The organism is Streptomyces sp. NPDC007917, from assembly GCF_042959105.1.
Classification (GTDB): domain Bacteria; phylum Actinomycetota; class Actinomycetes; order Streptomycetales; family Streptomycetaceae; genus Streptomyces.
Genome location: NZ_JBIBKK010000041.1, coordinates 38,622 through 59,912, shown reverse-complemented (window position 1 = coordinate 59,912; position 21,291 = coordinate 38,622). Strand labels below are relative to the sequence as shown.

Here is a 21,291-nt window from a genome sequence, read left to right as displayed (position 1 = left end):
CTGACCCCCGTGGTCGCCCATCGGGCCAAGCGCTCACACCCGCAACGTCCGTTTTCCTGCGCTGCCGACTCGACTCGCTCCGACATCCACACTCCCGGCCCGCACGGGCGAACGGGACAACGCAAGCACAACCCAGAAGAAGGAGCTCAGCGGTGACCAACCCCTTCGACGATCCGGAAGGAACGTTCTACGTCCTGGTCAACGGAGAAGGACAGTACTCCCTCTGGCCGACATTCGTGGACGTTCCCGCCGGATGGACGATCGAGCACGGTGAAGCGGACCGTCAATCATGCGTCGATTACGTCGACGAGCACTGGACTGATATGCGTCCCAAGAGCTTGATCGAGGCCATGGGCGGGTGACTCCCACTGGCACGCCGACGCGTGTTCCTTTCGCTGATCGCGCGTCGGCGTGTTTCCGCTGCGGGTCCGGACAACACCTCGGCGGCCGCCTCCACCTCCTGGGAACGGACACCCTAGCGCCCGGCCACCACCGCAGGGCCCCGGCACCGTGCCGACCGACTATGTCGTGCCCGGACGGATCGAGCGCGTGTCAGCCGGTCGTGAGCACCATCCGGAAGCGGGCCTTGCCGGCCAGCATCTTCTGGTAGGCCTCGTCCGCACGGTCCAGCGGCACGGTCTCGGTCATCGGGCGGATGTCGTGCAGGGCGCTGAACGCCATGGTGTCCTCCACGTCCTGCGAAGTCCCGGACGGATGACCCCTGACGACATGGGCGCCCATGAGCAGCTGGGCCGGGCTGATGCCCATCGGTGTGGTGTCCGCCCCGATGACCACCAGCTCTCCGCGGGGGGCCAGCCCGTCCACCGCGGATGTGATGGCCTCGGAGCTCCCGGCGGTGGCCAGGACGACCTTGGCGCCGCCGAGGGCCTGCAGCGCCTCGGCGACCGGAGTGCCCGCGGTGCTGTCGATGTAGTGGTGGGCGCCGAGTTGCCTGGCGAAGTCGGCCTTCTCCTGGCCGCGGGCGATCCCCACGGTCTCGAAGCCCATCGCGACCGCGTACTGCACTCCGAGGTGCCCGAGGCCGCCGAGGCCGAGCACCGCGACCCTGTCTCCGGGCCGGGCGGAGCTGCGCCGCAGCCCGTTGAAGACGGTCACGCCCGCGCAGGCCATCGGCCCCGCGTCGCTCGCGGCCAATCCGTCGGGGATACGGGCCAGGGCGTCGACGGGCACGGTCACCTTCTCGGCGAACCCTCCGTCGTACGTCCACCCCGGGACCTTCAGAGTCCGGCAGACGATGAAGTCGCCCTCCCGGCAGGGTCGGCAATGGCCGCAGCTGCCGCCGAACCAGCCGACCGCGACCCGGTCACCGACCTGCCATCCACGGCCCTCAGTGGCTTCGCCCAGCTCCTCGATGTGTCCGGCGATCTCGTGCCCGGGCACCTCGGGGAACGATACGCCCGGTAGTCCGCCGCTCACGAACATCGCGTCGCTGTGGCACACCCCGCATGCCTCCACACCGATCCTGACCTGGCCGAACGCCGGCTTCGACACCTCTCGCTCGGCGAGTTCGAACGTGCCGTTCGGGGCGGTCACCTGCATGGCTCGATAAGTGCTCATTCCCAGCGCTCCTCGGGGAGGTTTCGCCGTACATCGGCAGGACGCTCAGGGATTGATTCCGGGAGGCTTCTTTTACAGTCTGCACGATTTCCCCCGTGGCGCACGTGTGCCCGCCGACACCCCCCGTCCGGCGATGGACAGGCGGGGTCAGGACCTCGTCGCCCAGGCCCGTAGAGGCGCCCGGCCGGCCGCCGGGCGCGCTCGGTCATCCGGGCCACGGCGTCAGGGCACCTCCGGGCCGCGGTACTCGCTCATCGCGTCGATGAGCCAGCGCGCCAGGTAGTCGGCGAACGAGGACCGCGGGAAGAGCCGGTACGTCGGCGCGTCGTCGACCTGCCAGAGCAGCACCGCGACAGGTCCCACGGTGGTCGACACCGCCTGGCCGGGGCCGAAGGCGCGGGGGTGCAGGTCCAGCGGGCAGCCCTTCTCCAGCACCTGCCGGGCGGCCGGGCCGCTCAGCTCCAGCGTGGTGCGGTTCGCCGAGACGTCCACGACCGAGCCCGGTGCCCCCGCGAGCGCGTCCCGCAACTCGGCGGCCACGGCGGTGCCTTCGGCCTGGGACAGGACGAGCCATTCGTCGGGGCCGAGCCAGACGGCCGTGTGGGGGCCGGAGGTGGCCGTGTGCCCGCACTGCCTCGGGAGCGGCGCCCCCAGGGTCTTCCCGATGCGGTCGGCCGCTTCGGAGGCGGGGTCGACGCGCAGGTTCACCATGGTGATGAACGGCCACTCGGTCAGCGTGACGCCACGGCTGCCGCTGACGGCGGCGGCGCGCATCCGCTCCTCCAGATGTGCCAGGGGGCTTTGGCGCAGCGCCGCGGTCCCCGCGTCTGCGTCGGTCGTCAGCTCAGCCATCTCGCTTGGTCCCTTCGGGGTCGTAGAGGACGGAGTCGGCCACCAGGACGGGCACCAGCTTCTCGCCCACCGGGGCGAGCAGGGTCTCACCGATCCTCGCCCGCCCGTCGGCGACGAGGGCGAGGGCGAAGGGGCGGCCGAGGGCCGGGCTGTGGTAGCTGGAGGTGACATGGCCGAGCATCGGCACCGGCCCGGCCTCCGGGGTGATGGGCACGTTCGGCCCGACGAGCTGGGTGCCCTCGGGCAGCCGGGTCCTGCCGTCGGCCGGCAGCAGGCCGACGAGCTGCTTGCGGTCGGTGCGGGAGGTGTCGGCGCGGGAGTAGGACCGCTTTCCGACGAAGTCCTTCTGCTTGGAGACCACCCAGGACATGCCCGCGTCCTGCGGGGTGACGGTGCCGTCGGTGTCCTGGCCGACGATGATGTAGCCCTTCTCGGCCCGCAGGACGTGCATCGTCTCGGTGCCGTACGGGGTGATGCCGTACGGCCGTCCGGCCTCGTACACCTGCTCCCAGACGGCCAGGCCGTACCACGCGGAGACGTTGATCTCGTAGGCGAGCTCGCCGGAGAAGGAGATCCGGCAGACGCGGGCCGGGACACCGGAGGCCAGGGTGGTCTCGCGGAAGGCCATGAACGGGAACGCCTCGGCGGACAGGTCGATGTCGGGGGCGAGCTGGGCCAGGACCTGGCGCGACTGGGGGCCGACCACGGCGATCGTCGCCCACTGCTCGGTCACCGAGGTGCAGTGCACGTCGAGTTCGGGCCACTCGGTCTGCAGCCACTCCTCCAGCCAGTCCAGCACCGCGGCGGCGCCGCCGGTCGTGGTGGTCATGAAGTAGCGGTTCTCCTCGAGCCGCAGTGTCACACCGTCGTCGAAGATCATCCCGTCGGGCTTGCACATCACGCCGTACCGGGCGAGGCCGGGCCCCAGCTTCTTGAAGGCGTTGGTGTAGATGCGGTTGAGGAACTCGCCCGCGTCCGCGCCCCAGATCTCGATCTTGCCGAGAGTGGAGGCGTCCATGAAGGCGACGCCCTCACGGGCCGCGCGGCACTCGCGGGCCACCGCCGTGTCTATGTCCTCGCCGGGGCGGGGGTAGTACCACGGGCGCTTCCACTGCCCGACGTCCTCGAACTCCGCCCCGTGGGCGACGTGCCAGCTGTGGATGGAGGTCGTGCGCTCCGGGTCGAACAACTCGCCGCGCTCACGCCCGGCCAGGGCGGCGAAGGCCACCGGGGTGTACGGGGCCCGGTAGGCCGTGGTACCGATCTCTCCGGGGGAGGCGCCCGCGCCCAGGGCCTCGGCGATCACCCCGATCGCGTTGACGCCGGAGGTCTTGCCCTGGTCGTTCGCCGTACCCAGCGAGGTGTAACGCTTGACGTGCTCGACACTGCGCATACCGGCTCCGGTGGACCGCCGGACGTCGGCGACGGTGACATCGCGCTGCAGGTCGACGAAGTGGGTGTCCCAGCTGTCGGGTTCACCGTGCGGAGCGGGCACCAGCCACAGTGCGCGCGCCGCGCCCGCTCCGGCCTGCGGCCGCGCCTGGTCGTACGGCGGCGCGGGGACGGGAACCGGGAACCCGGCATCGGTGGCGGCCCGCGCACCGGCCCGGGCCCCTTCGGCCAGAGCGCCGTCGAGGCCGTACGTCCCGCGGGCCGCACCGACGACCTGCTGGTCCCGTACGGCCCCGTCGGGGACGAAGGCGGCCAGGTCCTCGTCCCAGCGCAGCCGTCCCTGACGCTGGCTGTGCAGATGCACCACCGGGCTCCAGCCGCCCGAGACGGCGAGCAGGTCGCAGTCGAACGACTCCGGTCCACCGGTCAGTTGCCCGCTCTCGTCCAGGGGCTGGACGGTGACGCCGGTGAGCCGGCCGTCGCCCGCGGTGTCGGTGACCGCACGGCCCGTCAGCACCCGCACCCCGGTCGCCACGGCGACCTCGGCGGCCCGGTGGGACAGCTCGGGGCGCGCGTCCACGACGGCGGCGATGTCGATCCCGGCGGCGTGGAGATCGGCGACGGTGTCATAGGCGCTGTCGTTGGTCGTGCTCACCACGGCCCGCGAGCCCGGAGCCACGGCGTACCGGTTGAGGTACGAGCGCACGGCCGCGGCCAGCATCACCCCGGGGCGGTCGTTGCCGGCGAAGACCAGCGGACGCTCATGGGCGCCGGTCGCCAGGACCACCTGGCGGGCCCGTATGTGCCACAGCCGCTGGCGCGAGACACCCGCCGACGCACCCGCCGGCTCGGGGGCGTCGGCTCCGAGGTGGTCGGTGCGCCGCTGCAGGGCCAGCACATAGTTGTCGTCGTAACTGCCGAACGCCGTGGTGCGCCCCAGGACGACGACCTCGGGGGCGGCGTCGAGGGCCGCGCGCACCTCGGCGACCCACTCGAGGGCGGTCCGCGCGCCGACCGTCTCGGTGCGCCCGGACAGCAGCGAACCGCCGGACTCGGGCTGGTCGTCGACGAGGATCACCCGGGCGCCGGAGCCGGCGGCAGCGGCGGCGGCCGCGAGTCCGGCCGGTCCGGCGCCGACGACCAGGACGTCGGTGTGGACGTACTTCTTGTCGTAGACGGCGGGGTCGGGGGTCGGGTCGAGCCGGCCCATCCCGGACAGCGTGGTGGCGGACAGGCCGTCGTACAGCTCCACCGTCGTCGCCGGCAGCATGCCCTCCGAGTGCACGCCGTCGATCTGCAGCAGGGCGTTGGGCTCCTCGACGCCCGCGGAGACGATGCCGCGCGGACGGCCGCGGTAGATCGACGGGCCGACCTCGACGAGCCCGTTCGCCAGCATCGCCGAGGCCACGGTGTCTCCGGGGTGTCCGGTCATCTCCCGGCCGTCGACGGTGAACCGCAGCACGGTGCCGCGGTCGACACGGCCTCCTCGCCCGAGCCGGAATTGCTGGTCGGTCATCGATTTCCTCCGGCCTGGGGCAGTTCGGGGCGTGGCTCGTCGAGCCGGTAGACGGCGAGCACCTCGTTGGTGACGGTGTCGCGCAGGACGTTGAACCAGCGGCGGCAGCCGGTGCCGTGCATCCACCGCTCGGCGAAGGGGCCCTTGGGGTTGTCGCGGTAGAAGACGTACTCGGCCCACTGCCGGTCGTCGAGGTCCGCGGGGGATTCGGGGTAGGGGAGATGGGCCTGTCCCCCGTAGTGGTACTCGGTCTCGTCACGCGGACCGCACCATGGGCAGGTGATCAGCAGCACGGTGTCCTTCTCTCAGCGGGCCCTGGGGGCGCTCAGTGGGCCACGGCCGCGGCGCCGTGTTCGTCGATGAGTGCGCCCGTCGTGAAGCGTTCGAGGGCGAAGGGGGCGTTCAGCGGATGCGGCTCGCCCGTGGCGATGGTGTGCGCGAAGGTCCAGCCGGCGGCCGGGGTGGCCTTGAACCCGCCGGTGCCCCAGCCGCAGTTGACGTAGAGGTTCTCGGCGGGGGTGGTGCCGATGATCGGGGAGGCGTCCGGTGTGACGTCGACGATGCCGCCCCAGGTCCGCAGCACATGGGCGCGGGCGAAGACGGGGAACAGCTCGACGGCGGCGGCCATCTGCTGCTCGATCACATGGAAGGAGCCGCGCTGCCCGTAGCCGTTGTAGGCGTCGACGCCCGCGCCCATTACCAGCTCGCCCTTGTGTGCCTGGGAGACATAGACGTGCACGTGGTTCGACATCACCACGGTGGGGTGCACCGGCTCGTGCAGCTCGGAGACCAGCGCCTGGAGCGGATGGGACTGCACCGGCAGCCGGATGCCGGCCAGCTCGGCCAGCACGCTGCTGTGACCGGCGGCCGCGAGGCCGACCCGGCCGGCGAGGATGCGGCCGCGGCTGGTCTCGACGCCCACGACCCGGTCGCCGTCCTTGAGGAAGCCGGTGACCTCGCACCCCTGGATCAGATCCACACCCATCTCGTCGGCCCGGCGGGCCAGCGCCCAGGCGACGTGGTCGTGCTTGGCGATGCCGGCCCGTGGCTGGAAGGTGGCGCCGAGGACCGGATACCGGGTGCGGGGCGAGACGTTGAGGATGGGGCAGACCTCGGCGACCTCGTCCGGCTCCAGCCACTGGGCGTCGACACCGTTGAGGCGGTTGGCGCCCACGCGGCGCACGCCCTCGCGGACGTCCTGCAGGGTGTGCGCGAGGTTCAGCACACCGCGCTGGCTGAACAGGAAGTCGTAGTCCAGCTCCTCCGGGAGCCGTTCCCACAGCTTGAGCGCGTGCTCGTAGATCGCCGCGCTCTCGTCCCACAGGTAGTTGGAGCGGATGATCGTGGTGTTGCGCGCCATGTTGCCGCCGGCCAGCCAGCCCTTCTCCAGGACGGCGACGTTGGTGACGCCGTGGTTCTTGGCCAGGTAGTAGGCGGTGGCCAGGCCGTGGCCTCCGGCGCCGACGATGACGACGTCGTACGAGGAGCGCGGCTCGGGGTTGCGCCACAGGAAGTCCGGGTGCTCCGGCAGCGGCTCGGTGGTCATGCCGCGTCTCCGTTCAGGTGAGGGTAGAGGGGGAAGGCGCCGGCGAGCTTGGCCACCCGGTCACGGAGCAGGGCCGCGCGCTCGTCGCCGAGCTGCTCGTCCTTCAGGGCCTGGGCGATGATGTCGGCCACCTCCCGGAACTCCGCCTCGCCGAAGCCCCGGGTGGCCAGGGCAGGGGTTCCGATCCGCAGCCCCGAGGAGATCATCGGCGGGCGGGGGTCGAACGGGACCGCGTTGCGGTTGACGGTGATGCCGATGCGGTGCAGGCGGTCCTCGGCCTGCTGTCCGTCGAGCGGGGAGTGGCGCAGGTCGACGAGGACCAGGTGGACCTCGGTGCCGCCGGTGAGCACCGTGATCCCGGCCTCGGCCACATCGTCGGCCAGCAGCCGCCCGGCGAGGATGCGGGCGCCGTCCAGGGTGCGCTGCTGGCGCTCCCTGAACTCCTCGGTCGCGGCCACCTTGAACGCCACCGCTTTCGCCGCGATGACGTGTTCCAGCGGGCCGCCCTGCTGGCCGGGGAAGACGGCGGAGTTGATCTTCTTGGCGAGGTCGGCACGGCTGAGGATCACACCGCCGCGCGGGCCGCCGAGGGTCTTGTGGGTGGTGGTCGTCACGACATCGGCGTACGGCACCGGGCTCGGGTGGAGCCCCGCGGCCACCAGCCCGGCGAAGTGCGCCATGTCCACCATCAGATAGGCGCCCACCTCGTCGGCGATCCGCCGGAACGCGGCGAAGTCCAGTCGGCGGGGGTAGGCCGACCAACCGGCGACGATCATCTTGGGCCGGTGGGCGAGCGCGAGCTGTTCGACCTCGTCCATGTCGATGCGCAGATCGGACTCGCGCACGTGGTACGGCACGACGTTGTACAGCTTGCCGGAGTAGTTGATGCGCATGCCGTGGGTCAGATGCCCACCGTGCGCCAGGTCGAGGCCGAGGATCGTGTCGCCGGGCTCGAGCAGCGCGAACATCGCGGCCGCGTTCGCCTGGGCGCCCGAGTGCGGCTGCACGTTCGCCGCCTCGGCGCCGAACAGTTCCTTCACCCGGGCGATGGCCAACCGCTCGACGACATCGACGTGTTCGCAGCCGCCGTAGTAGCGGCGGCCCGGGTAGCCCTCGGCGTACTTGTTCGTCAGTACCGACCCCTGGGCCTCCATGACGGCGGTCGGGGCGAAGTTCTCCGAGGCGATCATCTCGAGGGTCGACTGCTGACGGCGCAGCTCGTCGTCCACCGCCGCGGCGACGTCCGGGTCGAGCTCGCTGAGCGGAACGGAGAGGGAGCAGGTGGCCTTGGTGATCGACGGGTAGGTTGCCATCTGTGCACCATCCTGAGAGCCGTCTAGTGAACAACTGATATATCAGCCTCTGCGGTAAGGTATGGGAGCTCGCCGGACGGGTCAAGGGGGCATCATGCAGAACGTGGCGACCGAGCTCAGGGGTGAGGAGCTGTCGCTCGCCGAGCGCGCCTACCGCGCCATCCGCGACCGGCTCGTCATGCTCGAGATCCGCCCGGGCGAGCCGATCAACGAGGACCAGCTGGCCCAGTCCCTCGGCGTCGGACGGACGCCGGTGCGCGAAGCGCTCAAGCGGCTCCAGTACGAACGCCTCATCGTGACCTACCCACGGCGCGGCACCTTCGCCACCGACGTCAACATCACCGACCTGGCCCATATCTCCGAGGTGCGCCAGGAGCTGGAGCCCCTGGCCGCCGCCCAGGCGGCGCGGCGCGCCACGGCCACGGACCGTGCGACCCTCGCGGCCGTACGGCGGGAGCTGGAGAGCGTGGATCCCCTTCGCCACGAGGCCGCCGAGCTCATGCACCTGGACCTGTCGGTCCACCGGGCCATCTACGCCGCCACGCACAACCCCTACCTCGAGGACACCCTCGTCCGCCACGACAACCTGGCCACCCGCATCTGGTGCCTGTTCATCGACCGCCTGTCCGACATGGCCGGCCACGTGGCAGAGCACGGACCGCTGATCGAGGCCATCGTGGCCGGCGACCCCGACCAGGCGGCACAGCTCGCCCGCAGCCATGTCGAGGGCTTCGAACGGGCCATTCGCGCCGCCCTCTGACATGGCGCCGTGATGCGGTGAGGCCGACAGCCCGCCTCCGCACCGGCGAGTGGGAAAGGCGCCGGAGGGGGCGAAGGTTTCCCCGCGTCAGTGCGCGACGCCCCGCGGATCCCCCGGACGCAGACGAGGCCTGCCCGCCAAGGTGGTCCACAGATGCGGGGCGACGTCGTCCTCGGGGAGCTGGGCGATCATGTAGCGGACGCAGCGTTCGATCTTCACCCGCCACCGGCGGGCCGCCTCGTTCCCGTCAGCCTTGCACAGCGCGTCGTGGACGGCGGTGTCCTCGCCCGCGATGGTGTCGCAGGCCTGGCTGTAGTCCATGTCCAGGACGGTGACGAACATGCGCAGCCGGGCCGTGAGGCGTTCGAAGGTACGGGCGGCCTGCGGGAGGTCCGCGATACGGGCGAGGGCGTCCTGGAACCGCAGGTCGACTTCCCGTATCCGGGCGTGGTCGTTGTCCCGGGCGGCGGCGCCGACCTCCGCGAGGGCCGCTGAGGCCGTGGCGAGGTTCTCCTGGCCGAGCATGGCGACGCGGCGGATGAGCAGCGCCCCGAGGCTGGCGCGCAGGACGTAGAGAACGAGGACGTCCTTCGCCGTGACGTCGGGCACGGCGGTCGTGCCACCCGGGAGCAGATCGAGCATGCCCTCCTCGGCCAGCGCCCGCAGCCCCGCGCGGACGACCCGGCGGGAGAGACCGAGGCGGGCCGCGAGGGGCGCCTCCCGGACGCGGTCACCTGGCCGGTGGCCACCGGCCAGGAGCGCTTCGCGCAGCAGGCCCACGACGGGGTCGGTGGTGACGGGGGCGCCGGGCGGAGCGTCATGGGATGTGTTCCGCGGCACAGCAGGGTGGCCGAGTGCCCGCGCGGGATGGGCATCCGAGTCGCTGTCGGGGCCGCAGATGGCCGGGGCGTCGTAGGAGGGGCGTGGCGCGGCGATCCGGGTGAAGGGGGACGCGGAGGGGGTCCAGGTGGTGGACCAGGTCAGCAGCGCGTCACGGAGGCGGGGCAGGTCCGGCGCGGCCTCACCAGCGAGTGGGGCATCGGCGGCGAGGAGGCGCCGGGCCTCGTCGGCCCACGCCGCGGGGCCGGGCGCGTGGTGCCGGCGCGGGCGGGCGGGCACGGCCGTGTCCGGTCGCTCCACGACGCCGCACACCTGGGCCGGTACGCCGTACGCCAGCAGGTGCACGTTCGCGCCGGCAGCCGCCGGCCGCACCTGCTCCACAAACGCACGCAGGGCGGCGTGGTCCGCCCCGGGCGCGCCCTCCGTGCGCTGCCCGCCCCGTTCCGCCGTCTGCTCGCCGCCTACGGCAACCGGGACCACCGCCCCGAGGCACGCCCCCGGGACGCCGTGGCCGTAGCCGCGGTTTCCCGTTCCCGCTTCTCGCTGAACATTCCGCTCAACCGCGACAGAGGGGGTGGTGAAACAGCGAACCGCTGTCTCACCACCCCCGGCTGTGGCGGCCGAGGCTCAGGCCAGCGTGTCCTCGATGAGGTCGGCGGCGCGCGGGGTACCGCCCTCAGCCCGCGCACCGGCGCGCAGCAGCGCCGAGCGGTGGGCCACCTCCGCGTCGGAGACCAGGTCGTTCAGGGCCGCCCGAAGGGTCTCGGCGGTGGCCTCCGGGGTGTCGATGCGGCGGGCCACGCCCAGTTCCACGAGCCGGTCGGCGTTCATGAACTGTTCGGCGCCCTGCGGCACGGCAATCATCGGGACGCCTGCCAGCAGTGCCTCGCCGCAGCCGCCCATACCGGCGTGGGTGACGAAGGCGTCCGCCTGCTCCAGGACCGCCCGCTGCGGCACCCAGGAGTGCACCTCGACATTGGGCGGGATGTCGCCGAGCTCCCGCACATCGGTGTACTTGCCGATCTGGAGTACGACGTGCCAGCCGGGCAGGTTGCCGTAGGCCGCCAGGCACTGGCGGTAGAACTCCGGCTGACGGGTGAACGCCGAGCCCAGGGAGATCAGCAGCACGTTCTCCACGTCCGCCGGGCGCGTCCAGCCGTCCCCGCCCGCACGTGTGTCGAAGCAGGGCCCGACGAAGGTCACCGTATCGGTGTCGACCTGGTCGGCGTGCGGCTGCATCGCCCGGGTGATCAGAGCCAGGGCCCGCGCGGGACGACCGGAGAAGGTGTCCACGTCGGTGGTGGACGCCCCGCAGCCGGCGAGCCACTGTGCGAACTTCGCCCGGTACGCGTCGGCGCCCGGCAGTTGCCACACGGGCGCCGCGAACTCCTCGTCGTAGCCGTCCCAGGCCACGAACGTCGGGGACAACTGCATGATGGGCCGGTCCTGCGATTCGGCCAGGGCACGCGCGGCGTAGGCGCCGATGTCGTACAGGTACAGGTCCGCCGGGTCGTGGTCGTAGACGGCGCGCAACTGGGGGAGTGCCCGGATGGCGTCGTCGAGGAAGAGGCCCATCGCCGCGATGGGGTCCTCGGGCCAGTTGTTGTCGGCGACCGGGAGTCCGGAGGCACAGGGGACGAGTTCGGCGCCGGTGGCTGTGATCAGGTCGGCCACCGCGGGGTCGTTGGCGTAGGTCACCCGATGGCCACGGATCACCAACTCGCGGATGATCTCAAGGCTCGGCAGGACGTGGCTGACGGCGGGGATGCCGACCATCGCGATGTGGGCACGGCGACGGGACATGGAAGATCACTCATTTCAGGTCTACGGCGAAAAGGACACAGCAAACCCGTGCGCCGCCAACTCCGAGAACAGCTCGGCCGCGAGGCGCACAGAGGCATGCGGGAGGGAGGCCGGGGCACTGCCCCGACCGTGTCAGCCGTAGATCTGATGGAAGTGCATACCCGGGACTCTAGCCTCCCCCAGGGGTCTCGGCACCTCAATTGCCGTCGACCGCCGCCTCCACCGCCGCTCCCGTGGAATCGCACACCTGCGTGGAGCAGCGGGGAAGCACTCGCCACGCCGACGCCGTCGGCGACGCCGCCCGGCGGTCAGAGGCCGGCGAGCAGGTCTTCGAGCGGGGCGGGTGTGCGGTCGGCGTCGAGGGCTTCGACGAGGACGCGGCCGTAGTGGATCTTGCGCCCTTTCTTCGTGCCGAGGAAGCGCCGCATCTGCTGCTGTGAGGTGCGGTCCTGCTGTGCGGGCTGGCGCAGGAAGGTCTGCAGGGCACGCAGGTCGCCCTCCGCCCGGACGAGCTCCTTCACCCGCGTCACCCCCAGCGCGCGGATGAGCTCGTCCTCCAGATCCGCCGCGCAGACGAAGAACGCCTGGTGCGCCGCACCGGCCCGCTCCAAGCCGCGGGCGTAGTAGCCACGCTCCGCCTCGTCGCACAGTCCCGTGAGCCGAAGGCCCAGACCGGGTGGCCCGAGGAGGCGAGCGAAGCGCCCGACGCTCATCGCGCCGCCCATCGGCAGGACGCAGACTCCTTCGGCAGCCAGATTCCTCCCGTGGCGCGCGGCCAGCGCGTTGACCGCTGCGACGTCGCTCCGCCCCTCGAGCAGGACGGCCGTCCGGACGGACAGCCGTGCGGCCAACTCGCGGGCGGTGTCGCCGGTCCCACCGGCGGCCCACGCGGTGACCGCCTCGCGGAACGACTCCATGTCAGCCATGGGAGGAGTCTCCGCCCCCTTCCGGTCACCACGCCAGGGAATTTCCGCCGGCGCGTCGATCGCCGGCGAACGAAGGAGGAAGACGTCAGGGATCCGCCATATCGCCCGGTGCCTCCTGTGCCTCGGCGGTTCAGGTCAGGGGCAGCCGCATGATCGTCAGATCGAGCCATCGGCCGAACTTGGTACCGACCTCCGGCACCGTGCCGACATGGCGGAACCCGAACCGTTCGTGCAGCCGGATCGAGGCGGTGTTCTCGGCTTCGATATCGGCGACCACGACGTGGTGGCCGGCTTCGCGCGCGGATGCGATCAGGGTGGCCAGCAGTGCGGAGCCGATGCCGAGCCCGTGCCTGTCTTCGCGGACGTAGACCGAGTCCTCCACCGTGTGCCGGTAACCGTCCAGCTTCCGCCACGGGCCGTAGGCCGCGAACCCGGCCACCTCGCCCTCCGCCTCGGCCACGTACGCCGATCCGCGCTCCAGGTGCGCGGCCAGCCAGCCGGCCCCCTCGGCAGGGGACTGCGGGGTCTGCGTCCACAGGGCCGTCGAGTGCTCGATCGCGTCGTTGCGGAGCGCGCGTATGGCCTCCGCGTCGCCGGGGCGGGCCAGGCGTACCGCCACGGCTCGGCTTCTCTCGTATATTAGATTCATGTCCAACATAGTAGATCCTCTGGTGGGGCAGATCGCAGCCCGTATCCGCACCGAACGCGAGCGCCGCAGGTGGACCCTGGCCCAGCTCGCCGATGCCTCCGGGGTCTCCCGCGCCATGATCAACCGGGTCGAGCGCGGCGAGAGCAGCCCCACCGCGGTCGTCCTCGGCAAACTGTCCGCCGCCTTCCAGCTCAGCGTCGCCTCCCTGCTCGCCCTCGCCGAAGGAGGCGCGGACGACACAGACGGAATCGGCACAGACGGAATCGCGGAAGTGCGCCGACAGACCGACGCGGCCGAGTGGCGCGACCCCGCCACCGGCTACCGCCGCCGCCAGATCACCGGCCCCCACTTCCCCGCAGAGATCGCCGAGATCCGACTGCCCCCTGGGGCCCGCGTGCCCTATCCGGCCGCCGCCTTCGCTTTCATCCGCCAGGTCGTCTGGGTCCTCGACGGCCGCCTGACCTTCCACGACGGCGACACCGTCCACGAACTCGGCACCGGAGACACCATCGAACTCGGCGAGCCGGCCGAGCGCGCCTTCGCCAACACCACCGACACCGAGTGCCGCTACGCCGTCATCCTCACCCGCGGCACAACCCCGTGACCCGCCCTCACCGCTCGTACCGGCGTTTGCCCAGATGGGTCCCAGGGCACTCGGAACCGGAGGATTTTGCCCCATCTCCGTGGCACGGGAGGTGCCGCAGTGAACCAGCAGGAGCAGCGTCATCCGGTGGAGCAGCACCCACAGCCAAAGTTCCCGAGCCAGGACCAGGCGCATCCGGGCGAGACGGAGGCGATGGAGCCCAGGCCCGACCACGGCGAGGACACCTACGAGGGCCACGGGCTGCTGCAGAACCGGCGCTCCGTGATCACCGGAGGTGACTCGGGGATCGGCCGCGCGGTGGCTCTCGCCTTCGCCAGGGAGGGTGCCGATGTACTCATCAGCTATCTGCCCGAGGAGGAGAAGGACGCTCAGGAGACGGTGCGTCTCATTGAGTCGGCCGGGCGTCGGGCGGTCACCTTTCCCTGCGACATTCGCGAGGAAAGCGCATGCCAACAGCTGGTCGACCGGGCAGTCGAGGCGTTCGGCGGGATCGATGTCCTCGTCAACAACGCCGCGTACCAGATGTCACGGCCCAAGGGGCTGGAGGAGATCCCCACCGAGCAGTTCGACCGGGTGATGCGCACCAACCTCTACGCCATGTTCTGGCTGTGCAAGATGGCGCTTCCGCACATCCCGGCGGGCGGCAGCATCATCAACACCACCTCGGTCCAGGCCTACAAACCCAGCCCCCACCTGCTTGATTACGCCACCACCAAGGGCGCGATCGTCACCTTCACCCAGGGACTGGCCGGCAACCTCGCCGAGCGTGGCATCCGTGTCAACGCCGTGGCCCCGGGCCCCGTGTGGACACCCCTGATCCCCGCCACGCTGCCGGACACCTCGTCCTTCGGTCTGCAGAGCCCCCTGAACCGCCCGGCGCAGCCCGCCGAGATGGCCCCCGCCTATGTCTTCCTGGCATCACAGCAGGCCAGTTACATCACCGCGGAGATCGTCAACGCCACCGGAGGCACACCTCTGCCCTAGCGGTCCGGTCCGGCGCGCTTCATCCGGCCGGGCGCCAGAGAACGTGGTCTCGGCCGGTGAGTGCCGCGGTGGCGTCGTCGAGGCCGAGCGGCGGTGGCATCGGACAGCGCCTGCGGATCTTGGCCAGTTCTCGGTGGGAGCGGACCAGGCCGGCGAAGTCGCGCGGATACGCGCAGGCGTCCACACCCGTCAGCACACCGATTTTGCGGGCGGGGGCGGCCATACGCCGCCAGTCGTCCGCGCTCGCCAGCAGACCCAGGCGGATCCGGTGTCGTCCGGCGAAGGCGGAGATGTCGTCGAGGAGCGCCGGCTGCAGGCCCCGCTCCGCCTCCGGGCTCTCGGCGTCGGCGGCGGGCGGGCCCAGGAGCGCACCGCGGAGCCGTAGCGGGCCAGCAGGTCGGCGACGCGCGGGCCGCCGAGCTGGTATTCCTCGGGCGTGGCGTCACCCAGGGCGCCGAACTGGAACACATACCGGTCGGCCACGCGCGTGGTGGGCCAGCGCAGCGTGCAGTCGACGGCGATGACCATGCCGCCGGGCGCCAGGTGGTCTCGGACGCACCGCCGGTAGGCGGTCGGCACTCGGTGCCATTTGACGCGGAAGTACGTCATTCCGGCGATCATGAGCCGGTCCTGGTTGGGATCGTGCATATGGTGCAGGACCAGGTCCGGGTTGGCGGTGAGCAGGGCCCGGCCCGCCTCGTGGACGGCGGCCAGATGGACCAGTGCTCCGTTGGCGGAGCCGATGAAGATCACGGGATAGCGGCGCCGGGGGTAGTGGGCGGTGACCCACGCGGCCAGTGCTTCGGACCGGACGGCGCCGACCCGGCGCAGTGGCAGGGCCTCGGTCCAGCCGCTCGCGGCGTAGGCCCGCTCCCGCGCCGCCGTCGGCAGCCGGTTGAGGACGCCGAGCAGGGCGGACAGCGGCATCTCGACGGCGGTGGGGAGCCGGGTTCCTCGGCCCACTTCTGGGGAACCAGCCGGTCCCCGGCTCCTCGAACCACGAGGGCCGGCAGGGCGACATGGGGCAGCTTGTCCTCGATGCGGTCACGCAACGCCTCGGTGAACGAGCCGAACACGCGGCGCAGGCCCGCGTCGCGCGTCGCGGTAGTCGGCCACGTTCAGCGCCGCCATTGAGGCCGGCGCATGGCGCGAGTTGCGCAGCCACCGCAGCAGCTGACGGGCGAAGGTACGGGCGGCGGGGTCCACGGTCGGACCGACCAGGACCAGCCCCGCCACACGGTCCGGATGGTGAACGGCGGCCTCCACGGCCACCTGACAGCCGAAGGACCCGCCGAGCAGCACCGCACGGTCCAGACCGACGGTGTTCAGCCACTCGGCCAACGCGTCGGCCAGCGCCCTGAGGCACAGCGGATACGGAGGCCCCGCACTCGCGCCGAACCCGGGAAGGTCGACGGCCCACGCATCGTGACGATGGCCGAACGCCTCGAGAAACGGCCGGAACTCCCGGCTGGAGACGCCGGCGCCGTGGACACATACGACCGACGGTCCGCGCCCGGTGTTGCGCCAGGCCATCACCGGCCGGCCGTCCACCGCCGCCACGATCCGTCGCATGGTCCATCCCTACCGGTATTCCACGCCCACCGCCTCGGCGAAGCACAGCCCGCCGATCCGGATCGTGGCGGTGCGTCGGGACAGCGGCCGGTACTGACCAGCTCAGGCCGTCCGCGGAGCGGGGCCGGGTGTGGCACGGGACGATGAGCCCGGACGAAGGGCGAGGACGGCTGACGGGCCGTGGGGCCGGTCATCGGCCCAGGCCTGAGGGGCCGGGCGCAGGGCGCTCATGGCGACGGCCGCATGCCTCCGTGATGTCCCGGCCGGCCAGGGCCCCGGCCCGGCGCCCTCGGGTGGCGGCTCAGCTGCCGAGTCGGCTCCTCAGCAGCTGTTTGCCCAGCTCGGCGCCCTTACGGCTGTCGGCCTGTGCCTTGCGGAACAGTTCCGCGACATGGGTGTCCTTGTCACGTTCCGCGTCCTGGATGTAGGTCTCCATCCGCAGCGCGTTGCTCAGGCACGCCTCGACATACCAGACGAGGTTGTAGTCCTTGTCCCTGGTACCGGTGGCCTCGCCGGTTTCGGCGGTGTGGGCCATGGTGGTCTCTCCACTTCCGTGAGGTGGTGATGCGGGCAACCGCCCGGCGTTCGCTGGGCGGTTGCCCTTCTGACCGGATCGGCGGGGCTTCGCCCGCCGATCGCACGTCGCCGGGTGCCCCTGATCACCGTGGTGATTCGTCAAGAATCCGCCGACGTCGTGCCGTTGGTCACTCGGCGGACCCCGGACCCCGGACGCCGGTTGGCCGTTTTCCGCCCGGTCAGCGGGGCACTCGTCGGCCATGGATCACACGCAGGCTCCCGTTCTGGAGGCCCTCGCCCAGTACCACGAGCGTGGGTCCCTCCCGTTCACTCCGCCCGGACACAAGCAGGGCAGGGGCGTCGACCCGGAGGCCCGCAAGGTTCTGGGCGAGGACGTGTTCCGCGCCGACGTGCTCGCCTTCGGCGGCCTGGACGACCGGCTGAGGTCGGGCCGCGTGCTGGAGCGCGCGGAGCAGCTGATGGCGGACGCGGTCCACGCCGATCACACGTTCTTCTCCACGTGCGGCAGCTCGCTCTCGGCGAAGGCCGCGATGCTCTCGGTCGCCGGCCCGCACGAGACACTGCTGGTGGGCCGTGACGCGCACAAGTCGGTGATCTCCGGCTTGGTCATCTCCGGGGTCCGCCCCGTCTGGGTGGAGCCCCAGTGGGACGGCACACGCCACATCGCCCATCCGCCTTCCGCCGAAGCCTACGAGAGCGCCTTCGCCCGTCACCCGGAGGCCAAGGGGGCTCTGGTCACCAGCCCGACACCGTACGGCGCCTGCGCCGATCTGGAACGGATCGCCGCGGTGTGCCGCCGCCTCGGACGCCCCCTGATCGTCGACGAGGCCTGGGGAGCACATCTGCCGTTCTGCTCCGGTCTGCCGAGCTGGGCGATGGACGCGGGCGCCGACGTCTGCGTGACCAGCATCCACAAGATGGGCAGTGGCCTGGAACAAGGCTCGGTGTTCCATCTGCAGGGCGACCTCATCGACCCCGCCGTGCTGACGTCCCGGGCCGATCTGCTCGGCACCACCAGCCCCAGCGTCCTCCTCTACGCGGGCATGGACGCGTGGCGTCGGCAGATGGCTCTGAACGGCGAGGAACTGGTCGGCGCCGCGCTGCGCCGGGCGTACGCGGTACGCGCGGAGATCGAGGCCGTCGACGGGCTGCACGTGGACGGCCGCGACGACTACGTGGGCCCCGGGCTGGCCGCCGACTTCGATCCGCTCCCGGTCGTCATCGACCTCAGCGGCCTCGGCGTGAGCGGCTACCGGGCGGCGGACTGGCTCCGGGAACACCATGACGTCAATGCCCACCTGGCCGACCACCGGCGGATCAGCGCCCAGCTGACCCATGCGGACGACGCCTCGACGACCGGCGCCCTGCTGACGGCGCTGCGCGACCTCGCCGCGCACGCGGAGGACCTGCGGCCCGCTCCCGAGGTGGCCGTGCCGACACCGGGCGAACTGCGGATGGAACAGTCCCGTCTGCCGCGCGACGCCTACTTCGGTTCCGTCGAGGACATGCCCCTGGACCGTGCGGAGGGCCGCGTGGCGGCCGAGATGATCACGCCCTATCCGCCGGGTATACCGGCCGTCCTGCCCGGTGAGGTGCTGAAGCGGCCGGTCCTGGACTATCTGCGCACCGGGGTGGAGGCCGGGATGAATCTCCCCGACGCGGCCAACCCCGGTCTTGACACCATCCGTGTCCTGGTCGAAGGAACCAGCGCCGACTGAGAGGGCTGCCGCCAGGCGCGCGACACCAGTCGCGCGGACCGGCGGAATCCGTCCCACCCGGCGATGGGCCGGGAATCGCGGGGGGCCGCACCCGAACGAGGCGGCTTCCCGGCTGGGCTGTGAGGAAAACCACCAGGTGCGGAGCCCCCTTCCACGGGTTCGGTCTGTGAACATGGACGGTCGCTGAGCCGTAGCAGTGTCGCCGGTGATCAGCCGGGCCCCGGACGGGGCTCTCTTTCTGTTTCGGACCTACACCCGGCATGGCCTCGTGACCCTGACCTCGCCTTCGATACCCGCGCCCCGCTCTCCAGAGCGCCCCGCGCCTCCCACCCCCGGGCGGAGCGGGCGCTCGCCCTGGCGTTGCCTCCGCCACCGCGGGATGCGGTGGTGGTCGGCGGCGAACCTGGTGTCGAACGTGGGCACCTGGATGCAGCTGACCGTGCAGAACCTGCTCGTGCTGCACATCACCGGCTCCGCCGCCACCACCGGTGTCTCACTGGCGGTGCAGGCGGCGCCGGGGCTGCTCCTCGGGCTGGCCGGGGGAGCGGCGGTGGACGCCTGGCCGCGCAAGCTCACCGCCGCCGTCAGCCAGGTGGCGCTGGCGGCCATCGCCCTCACCACAGCGGCTCTGGTCGCCTTCGACCTGCTCAACGTGGCAGCGCTCATGATCCTTTCCGCGCTGACCGGTCTGGTGGCCACCGTGGAGGGACCGGCGTGTGCCCTGTTCGGCAACGAACTGGTGCCCGCCCGGGACGTGTCCTCGGCGATCGCCCTGGGCTCGGTGGTGCACAGCGCCGGACGGCTCCTCGGAGTGGCCTGCGCCGGTATCGCGGTGGGCACGCTCGGCACCTCCGTGGCCTACGCGGCCAACGGGCTGTCGTTCCTCTTCGTGGCCGCGGTCATTCCCTTCCTCCGCCCGGTGGCCGGGCACGCTCCGGCCGAACCGGACCGGCGGTCCCGGCGGCCCGTAGGCGGCGCCCGGGAGGGTCTGTCCTACTTCCTCAGCAGGCCGCGGCTGGTCGCCCTCACCGTGGTCACCGCGGTGAGCGCCGTCTTCGGCCGCAACTACGGGCTGACGCTCGCGGTGCTGGTCACCGGCCCCCTGGCGGGGAGCTCCGAGGAGTTCGGGACCGTCGCCGTCGTACTGGCCGTCGGCGGCATCGTGGGCGCCGTCCTGGCTGGGCGCATGCGGCAGCCGTCGGTGAGGGTGGTCGCCGCGCTCGCGGCGGTGGGGGCGCTCCTGCAGGTCGTCGCGGGGCTCTCGCCCACCCTGATGATGCTGCTGGTGGTCACGGCACCGATGGCCGTCGTGGAGTCGATATCCGACACGGCCGGGACCACGGTGCTGCAAACCGATCCGCCGGCCGCGATGCGCGGACGGGTACTGGGCGTGTGGCGCACCGCACAGACCGGCTGGGGCCTGGTGGGCCCGCCGCTGCTCGGACTGCTCATGGAATGGGCGGGGTCCCGTGGCGCCCTGGTCGCCGGCGGGCTGCTCATCGTGGCGGTGATCGGCGTCGGCGCGCTGCTCCACGGCCGCCGCGCGGCGCCCCTGCCCGTAGCGCAACCCGCCGAGGCGTCCGTGGTGTAGTCCCACGAGCCCCCCGCGGCCGGCGCCGCTGCCGCGCCGCTCTCCGATTGCGCGTCTTTTGTACGGGTACTTGAGCGTTCTCATGCGCAACGGAAAGGGGATCGGTCATGGCGCTCAGTGACTCCGCAGCTCCTGTCCGCTCCTGGGCACACGCCGTCGTCACCGGTGGGGCCGGATTCGTCGGTTCGCATCTGTGTACGACCCTGCTCGCTCACGGGGCCGCCGTCACCTGTGTGGACGACTTCTCCACCGGCAGCGCCAAGAACATCGCCCACCTGATGGGCCGGCCGGGCTTCTCCTTGCTGCACGCGAACGTCATCGACCCCTTCGACGTGGAGCGGCCCGCCGATCTGGTGCTGCACTTCGCGTCCCCCGCCTCACCCGCCGACTACCTGCGGTTGCCCCTGCACACCCTGGAGACCGGCAGTCTCGGCACCCGCAACGCGCTGGCCCTGGCCCGCCGCCACGGGGCCCGCTTCGTGCTGGCTTCGACCTCCGAAGCCTACGGCGACCCCCAGCAGCATCCACAGAGCGAGCGCTACTGGGGCAACGTCAACCCCGTCGGGCCGCGCAGCGTCTACGACGAGGCCAAGCGCTTCGGCGAGGCCCTCACCACCGCGGAGGCCGGGACCAATGGCACGGACACCGCTATCGTCCGGCTGTTCAACAGCTACGGCCCGCGGATGCGCGGCCACGACGGACGCGCCGTGCCCACGTTCGTCCGTCAGGCGCTGGACGGGGAACCGCTCACGGTCACCGGCGACGGCAGACAGACGCGCTCGCTCGCCTACATCGACGACACCGTACGCGGCATTCTGGCCATGGCCGCGTCGGATCTCCGCGGACCGGTCAACATCGGCAGTTCGGACGAGATCTCCATGCTGGATCTCGCTCACAAGATCATCCGGCTGGCCGGGTCCCGCTCCACCGTCGAGTTCATCGGCCGCCCCACCGACGACCCCGCCGTCCGCTGCCCGGACATCACCCTGGCGCGCGGCAAACTGCAGTGGGCGCCCGTCGTCTCCGTCGACGAGGGGCTGGCCCGCACCATCGAGTGGTTCCGCTCGCAGGCCGCCGCCTGAGCCTTCGACCCGTAGCCCGGCGGCCCCG

The 21,291-nt window shown here is 71.6% G+C and carries 21 protein-coding genes; 7 read left to right on the top strand and 14 right to left on the bottom strand.

Annotated elements, in window-relative coordinates:
* The first annotated feature begins 152 nt into the window (after positions 1 to 152).
* Positions 153 to 362 carry an MbtH family protein gene (locus ACFZDL_RS44380; protein WP_353596321.1) on the top strand — a complete coding sequence of 70 codons (210 nt, stop codon included), beginning with the start codon at positions 153 to 155 and terminating at the stop codon, positions 360 to 362.
* 190 nt (positions 363 to 552) lie between these two features.
* Here the strand turns inward: ACFZDL_RS44380 and ACFZDL_RS44375 are convergent, their stop codons facing one another.
* The 6 genes from ACFZDL_RS44375 to glyA form a co-directional block, all read right to left on the bottom strand.
* The gene (locus tag ACFZDL_RS44375; protein ID WP_353596322.1) at positions 553 to 1,578 is read right to left on the bottom strand and encodes an alcohol dehydrogenase; all 1,026 of its coding nucleotides are present in this window, start codon (positions 1,576 to 1,578) and stop codon (positions 553 to 555) included.
* A gap of 222 nt (positions 1,579 to 1,800) precedes the next feature.
* On the bottom strand, positions 1,801 to 2,430 hold the full coding sequence (locus tag ACFZDL_RS44370) for a sarcosine oxidase subunit gamma family protein (RefSeq protein ID WP_353596323.1): 630 nt from the start codon (positions 2,428 to 2,430) through the stop codon (positions 1,801 to 1,803).
* Positions 2,423 to 5,338, bottom strand: a complete 2,916-nt coding sequence (locus tag ACFZDL_RS44365) for a sarcosine oxidase subunit alpha family protein (protein WP_353596324.1) — start codon at positions 5,336 to 5,338, stop codon at positions 2,423 to 2,425. The genes ACFZDL_RS44370 and ACFZDL_RS44365 overlap by 8 nt, the downstream gene beginning before the upstream one ends.
* Positions 5,335 to 5,631: a sarcosine oxidase subunit delta gene (locus tag ACFZDL_RS44360; RefSeq protein WP_353596325.1), complete on the bottom strand. Its 297-nt coding sequence runs from the start codon at positions 5,629 to 5,631 to the stop codon at positions 5,335 to 5,337. The genes ACFZDL_RS44365 and ACFZDL_RS44360 overlap by 4 nt, the downstream gene beginning before the upstream one ends.
* A gap of 32 nt (positions 5,632 to 5,663) precedes the next feature.
* The gene (locus ACFZDL_RS44355; RefSeq protein ID WP_353596326.1) at positions 5,664 to 6,884 is read right to left on the bottom strand and encodes a sarcosine oxidase subunit beta family protein; all 1,221 of its coding nucleotides are present in this window, start codon (positions 6,882 to 6,884) and stop codon (positions 5,664 to 5,666) included.
* Complete coding sequence (glyA, locus tag ACFZDL_RS44350; protein WP_353596327.1) at positions 6,881 to 8,197, bottom strand: serine hydroxymethyltransferase; 1,317 nt, start codon at positions 8,195 to 8,197, stop codon at positions 6,881 to 6,883. The genes ACFZDL_RS44355 and glyA overlap by 4 nt, the downstream gene beginning before the upstream one ends.
* Positions 8,198 to 8,291: 94 nt before the next feature.
* Here glyA and ACFZDL_RS44345 point away from each other — a divergent pair, with 94 nt between their 5' ends.
* Positions 8,292 to 8,957: a GntR family transcriptional regulator gene (locus ACFZDL_RS44345; RefSeq protein WP_353596328.1), complete on the top strand. Its 666-nt coding sequence runs from the start codon at positions 8,292 to 8,294 to the stop codon at positions 8,955 to 8,957.
* A gap of 87 nt (positions 8,958 to 9,044) precedes the next feature.
* Here ACFZDL_RS44345 and ACFZDL_RS44340 read toward each other — a convergent pair whose 3' ends face one another.
* The 4 genes from ACFZDL_RS44340 to ACFZDL_RS44325 all read right to left on the bottom strand — a co-directional run bounded on the left by ACFZDL_RS44340 (position 9,045) and on the right by ACFZDL_RS44325 (position 13,175).
* Positions 9,045 to 10,277, bottom strand: a complete 1,233-nt coding sequence (locus ACFZDL_RS44340) for a GntR family transcriptional regulator (RefSeq protein ID WP_353596329.1) — start codon at positions 10,275 to 10,277, stop codon at positions 9,045 to 9,047.
* A 147-nt stretch (positions 10,278 to 10,424) separates the two neighbouring features.
* The gene (locus ACFZDL_RS44335) at positions 10,425 to 11,600 is read right to left on the bottom strand and encodes a macrolide family glycosyltransferase (RefSeq protein WP_353596330.1); all 1,176 of its coding nucleotides are present in this window, start codon (positions 11,598 to 11,600) and stop codon (positions 10,425 to 10,427) included.
* Between the two features lie 308 nt (positions 11,601 to 11,908).
* Positions 11,909 to 12,526, bottom strand: a complete 618-nt coding sequence (locus ACFZDL_RS44330) for a TOPRIM nucleotidyl transferase/hydrolase domain-containing protein (protein WP_353596331.1) — start codon at positions 12,524 to 12,526, stop codon at positions 11,909 to 11,911.
* Positions 12,527 to 12,656: 130 nt separating this feature from the next.
* The gene (locus tag ACFZDL_RS44325; RefSeq protein WP_353596332.1) at positions 12,657 to 13,175 is read right to left on the bottom strand and encodes an N-acetyltransferase family protein; all 519 of its coding nucleotides are present in this window, start codon (positions 13,173 to 13,175) and stop codon (positions 12,657 to 12,659) included.
* Between ACFZDL_RS44325 and ACFZDL_RS44320 the strand changes: the two genes are divergently transcribed.
* A complete protein-coding gene (locus ACFZDL_RS44320) occupies positions 13,174 to 13,779 on the top strand; it encodes an XRE family transcriptional regulator (RefSeq protein ID WP_353596333.1) in 606 nt (201 codons plus the stop codon). The two genes, ACFZDL_RS44325 and ACFZDL_RS44320, sit on opposite strands and share 2 nt — an antisense overlap.
* 99 nt (positions 13,780 to 13,878) lie before the next feature.
* Positions 13,879 to 14,763, top strand: coding sequence for an SDR family oxidoreductase (locus ACFZDL_RS44315; RefSeq protein WP_353596334.1), 885 nt, complete (start codon positions 13,879 to 13,881; stop codon positions 14,761 to 14,763).
* A 19-nt stretch (positions 14,764 to 14,782) separates the two neighbouring features.
* Here the strand turns inward: ACFZDL_RS44315 and ACFZDL_RS44310 are convergent, their stop codons facing one another.
* The 4 genes from ACFZDL_RS44310 to ACFZDL_RS44295 form a co-directional block, all read right to left on the bottom strand.
* Positions 14,783 to 14,959 carry a hypothetical protein gene (locus ACFZDL_RS44310; RefSeq protein ID WP_353596335.1) on the bottom strand — a complete coding sequence of 59 codons (177 nt, stop codon included), beginning with the start codon at positions 14,957 to 14,959 and terminating at the stop codon, positions 14,783 to 14,785.
* Positions 14,953 to 15,726, bottom strand: a complete 774-nt coding sequence (locus ACFZDL_RS44305) for a hypothetical protein (protein ID WP_353596336.1) — start codon at positions 15,724 to 15,726, stop codon at positions 14,953 to 14,955. Before ACFZDL_RS44305 ends, ACFZDL_RS44310 begins: the two co-directional genes overlap by 7 nt.
* Positions 15,727 to 15,807: 81 nt before the next feature.
* Positions 15,808 to 16,335, bottom strand: coding sequence for an alpha/beta hydrolase (locus ACFZDL_RS44300; protein WP_353596337.1), 528 nt, complete (start codon positions 16,333 to 16,335; stop codon positions 15,808 to 15,810).
* 301 nt (positions 16,336 to 16,636) lie between these two features.
* Entirely contained in the window at positions 16,637 to 16,870 is a 234-nt protein-coding gene (locus ACFZDL_RS44295; protein WP_353596338.1) for a hypothetical protein, read from the bottom strand.
* Between the two features lie 241 nt (positions 16,871 to 17,111).
* Between ACFZDL_RS44295 and ACFZDL_RS44290 the strand changes: the two genes are divergently transcribed.
* From ACFZDL_RS44290 to ACFZDL_RS44280, 3 genes are all read left to right on the top strand, one after another.
* Positions 17,112 to 18,590 (top strand): aminotransferase class I/II-fold pyridoxal phosphate-dependent enzyme, encoded by a 1,479-nt coding sequence (locus ACFZDL_RS44290; protein WP_353596339.1) that lies wholly within the window; start codon positions 17,112 to 17,114, stop codon positions 18,588 to 18,590.
* A 274-nt stretch (positions 18,591 to 18,864) separates the two neighbouring features.
* Positions 18,865 to 20,181, top strand: coding sequence for an MFS transporter (locus tag ACFZDL_RS44285; protein ID WP_391194275.1), 1,317 nt, complete (start codon positions 18,865 to 18,867; stop codon positions 20,179 to 20,181).
* A gap of 107 nt (positions 20,182 to 20,288) precedes the next feature.
* Complete coding sequence (locus ACFZDL_RS44280) at positions 20,289 to 21,263, top strand: NAD-dependent epimerase/dehydratase family protein (protein ID WP_353596340.1); 975 nt, start codon at positions 20,289 to 20,291, stop codon at positions 21,261 to 21,263.
* Positions 21,264 to 21,291: the final 28 nt, after the last annotated feature.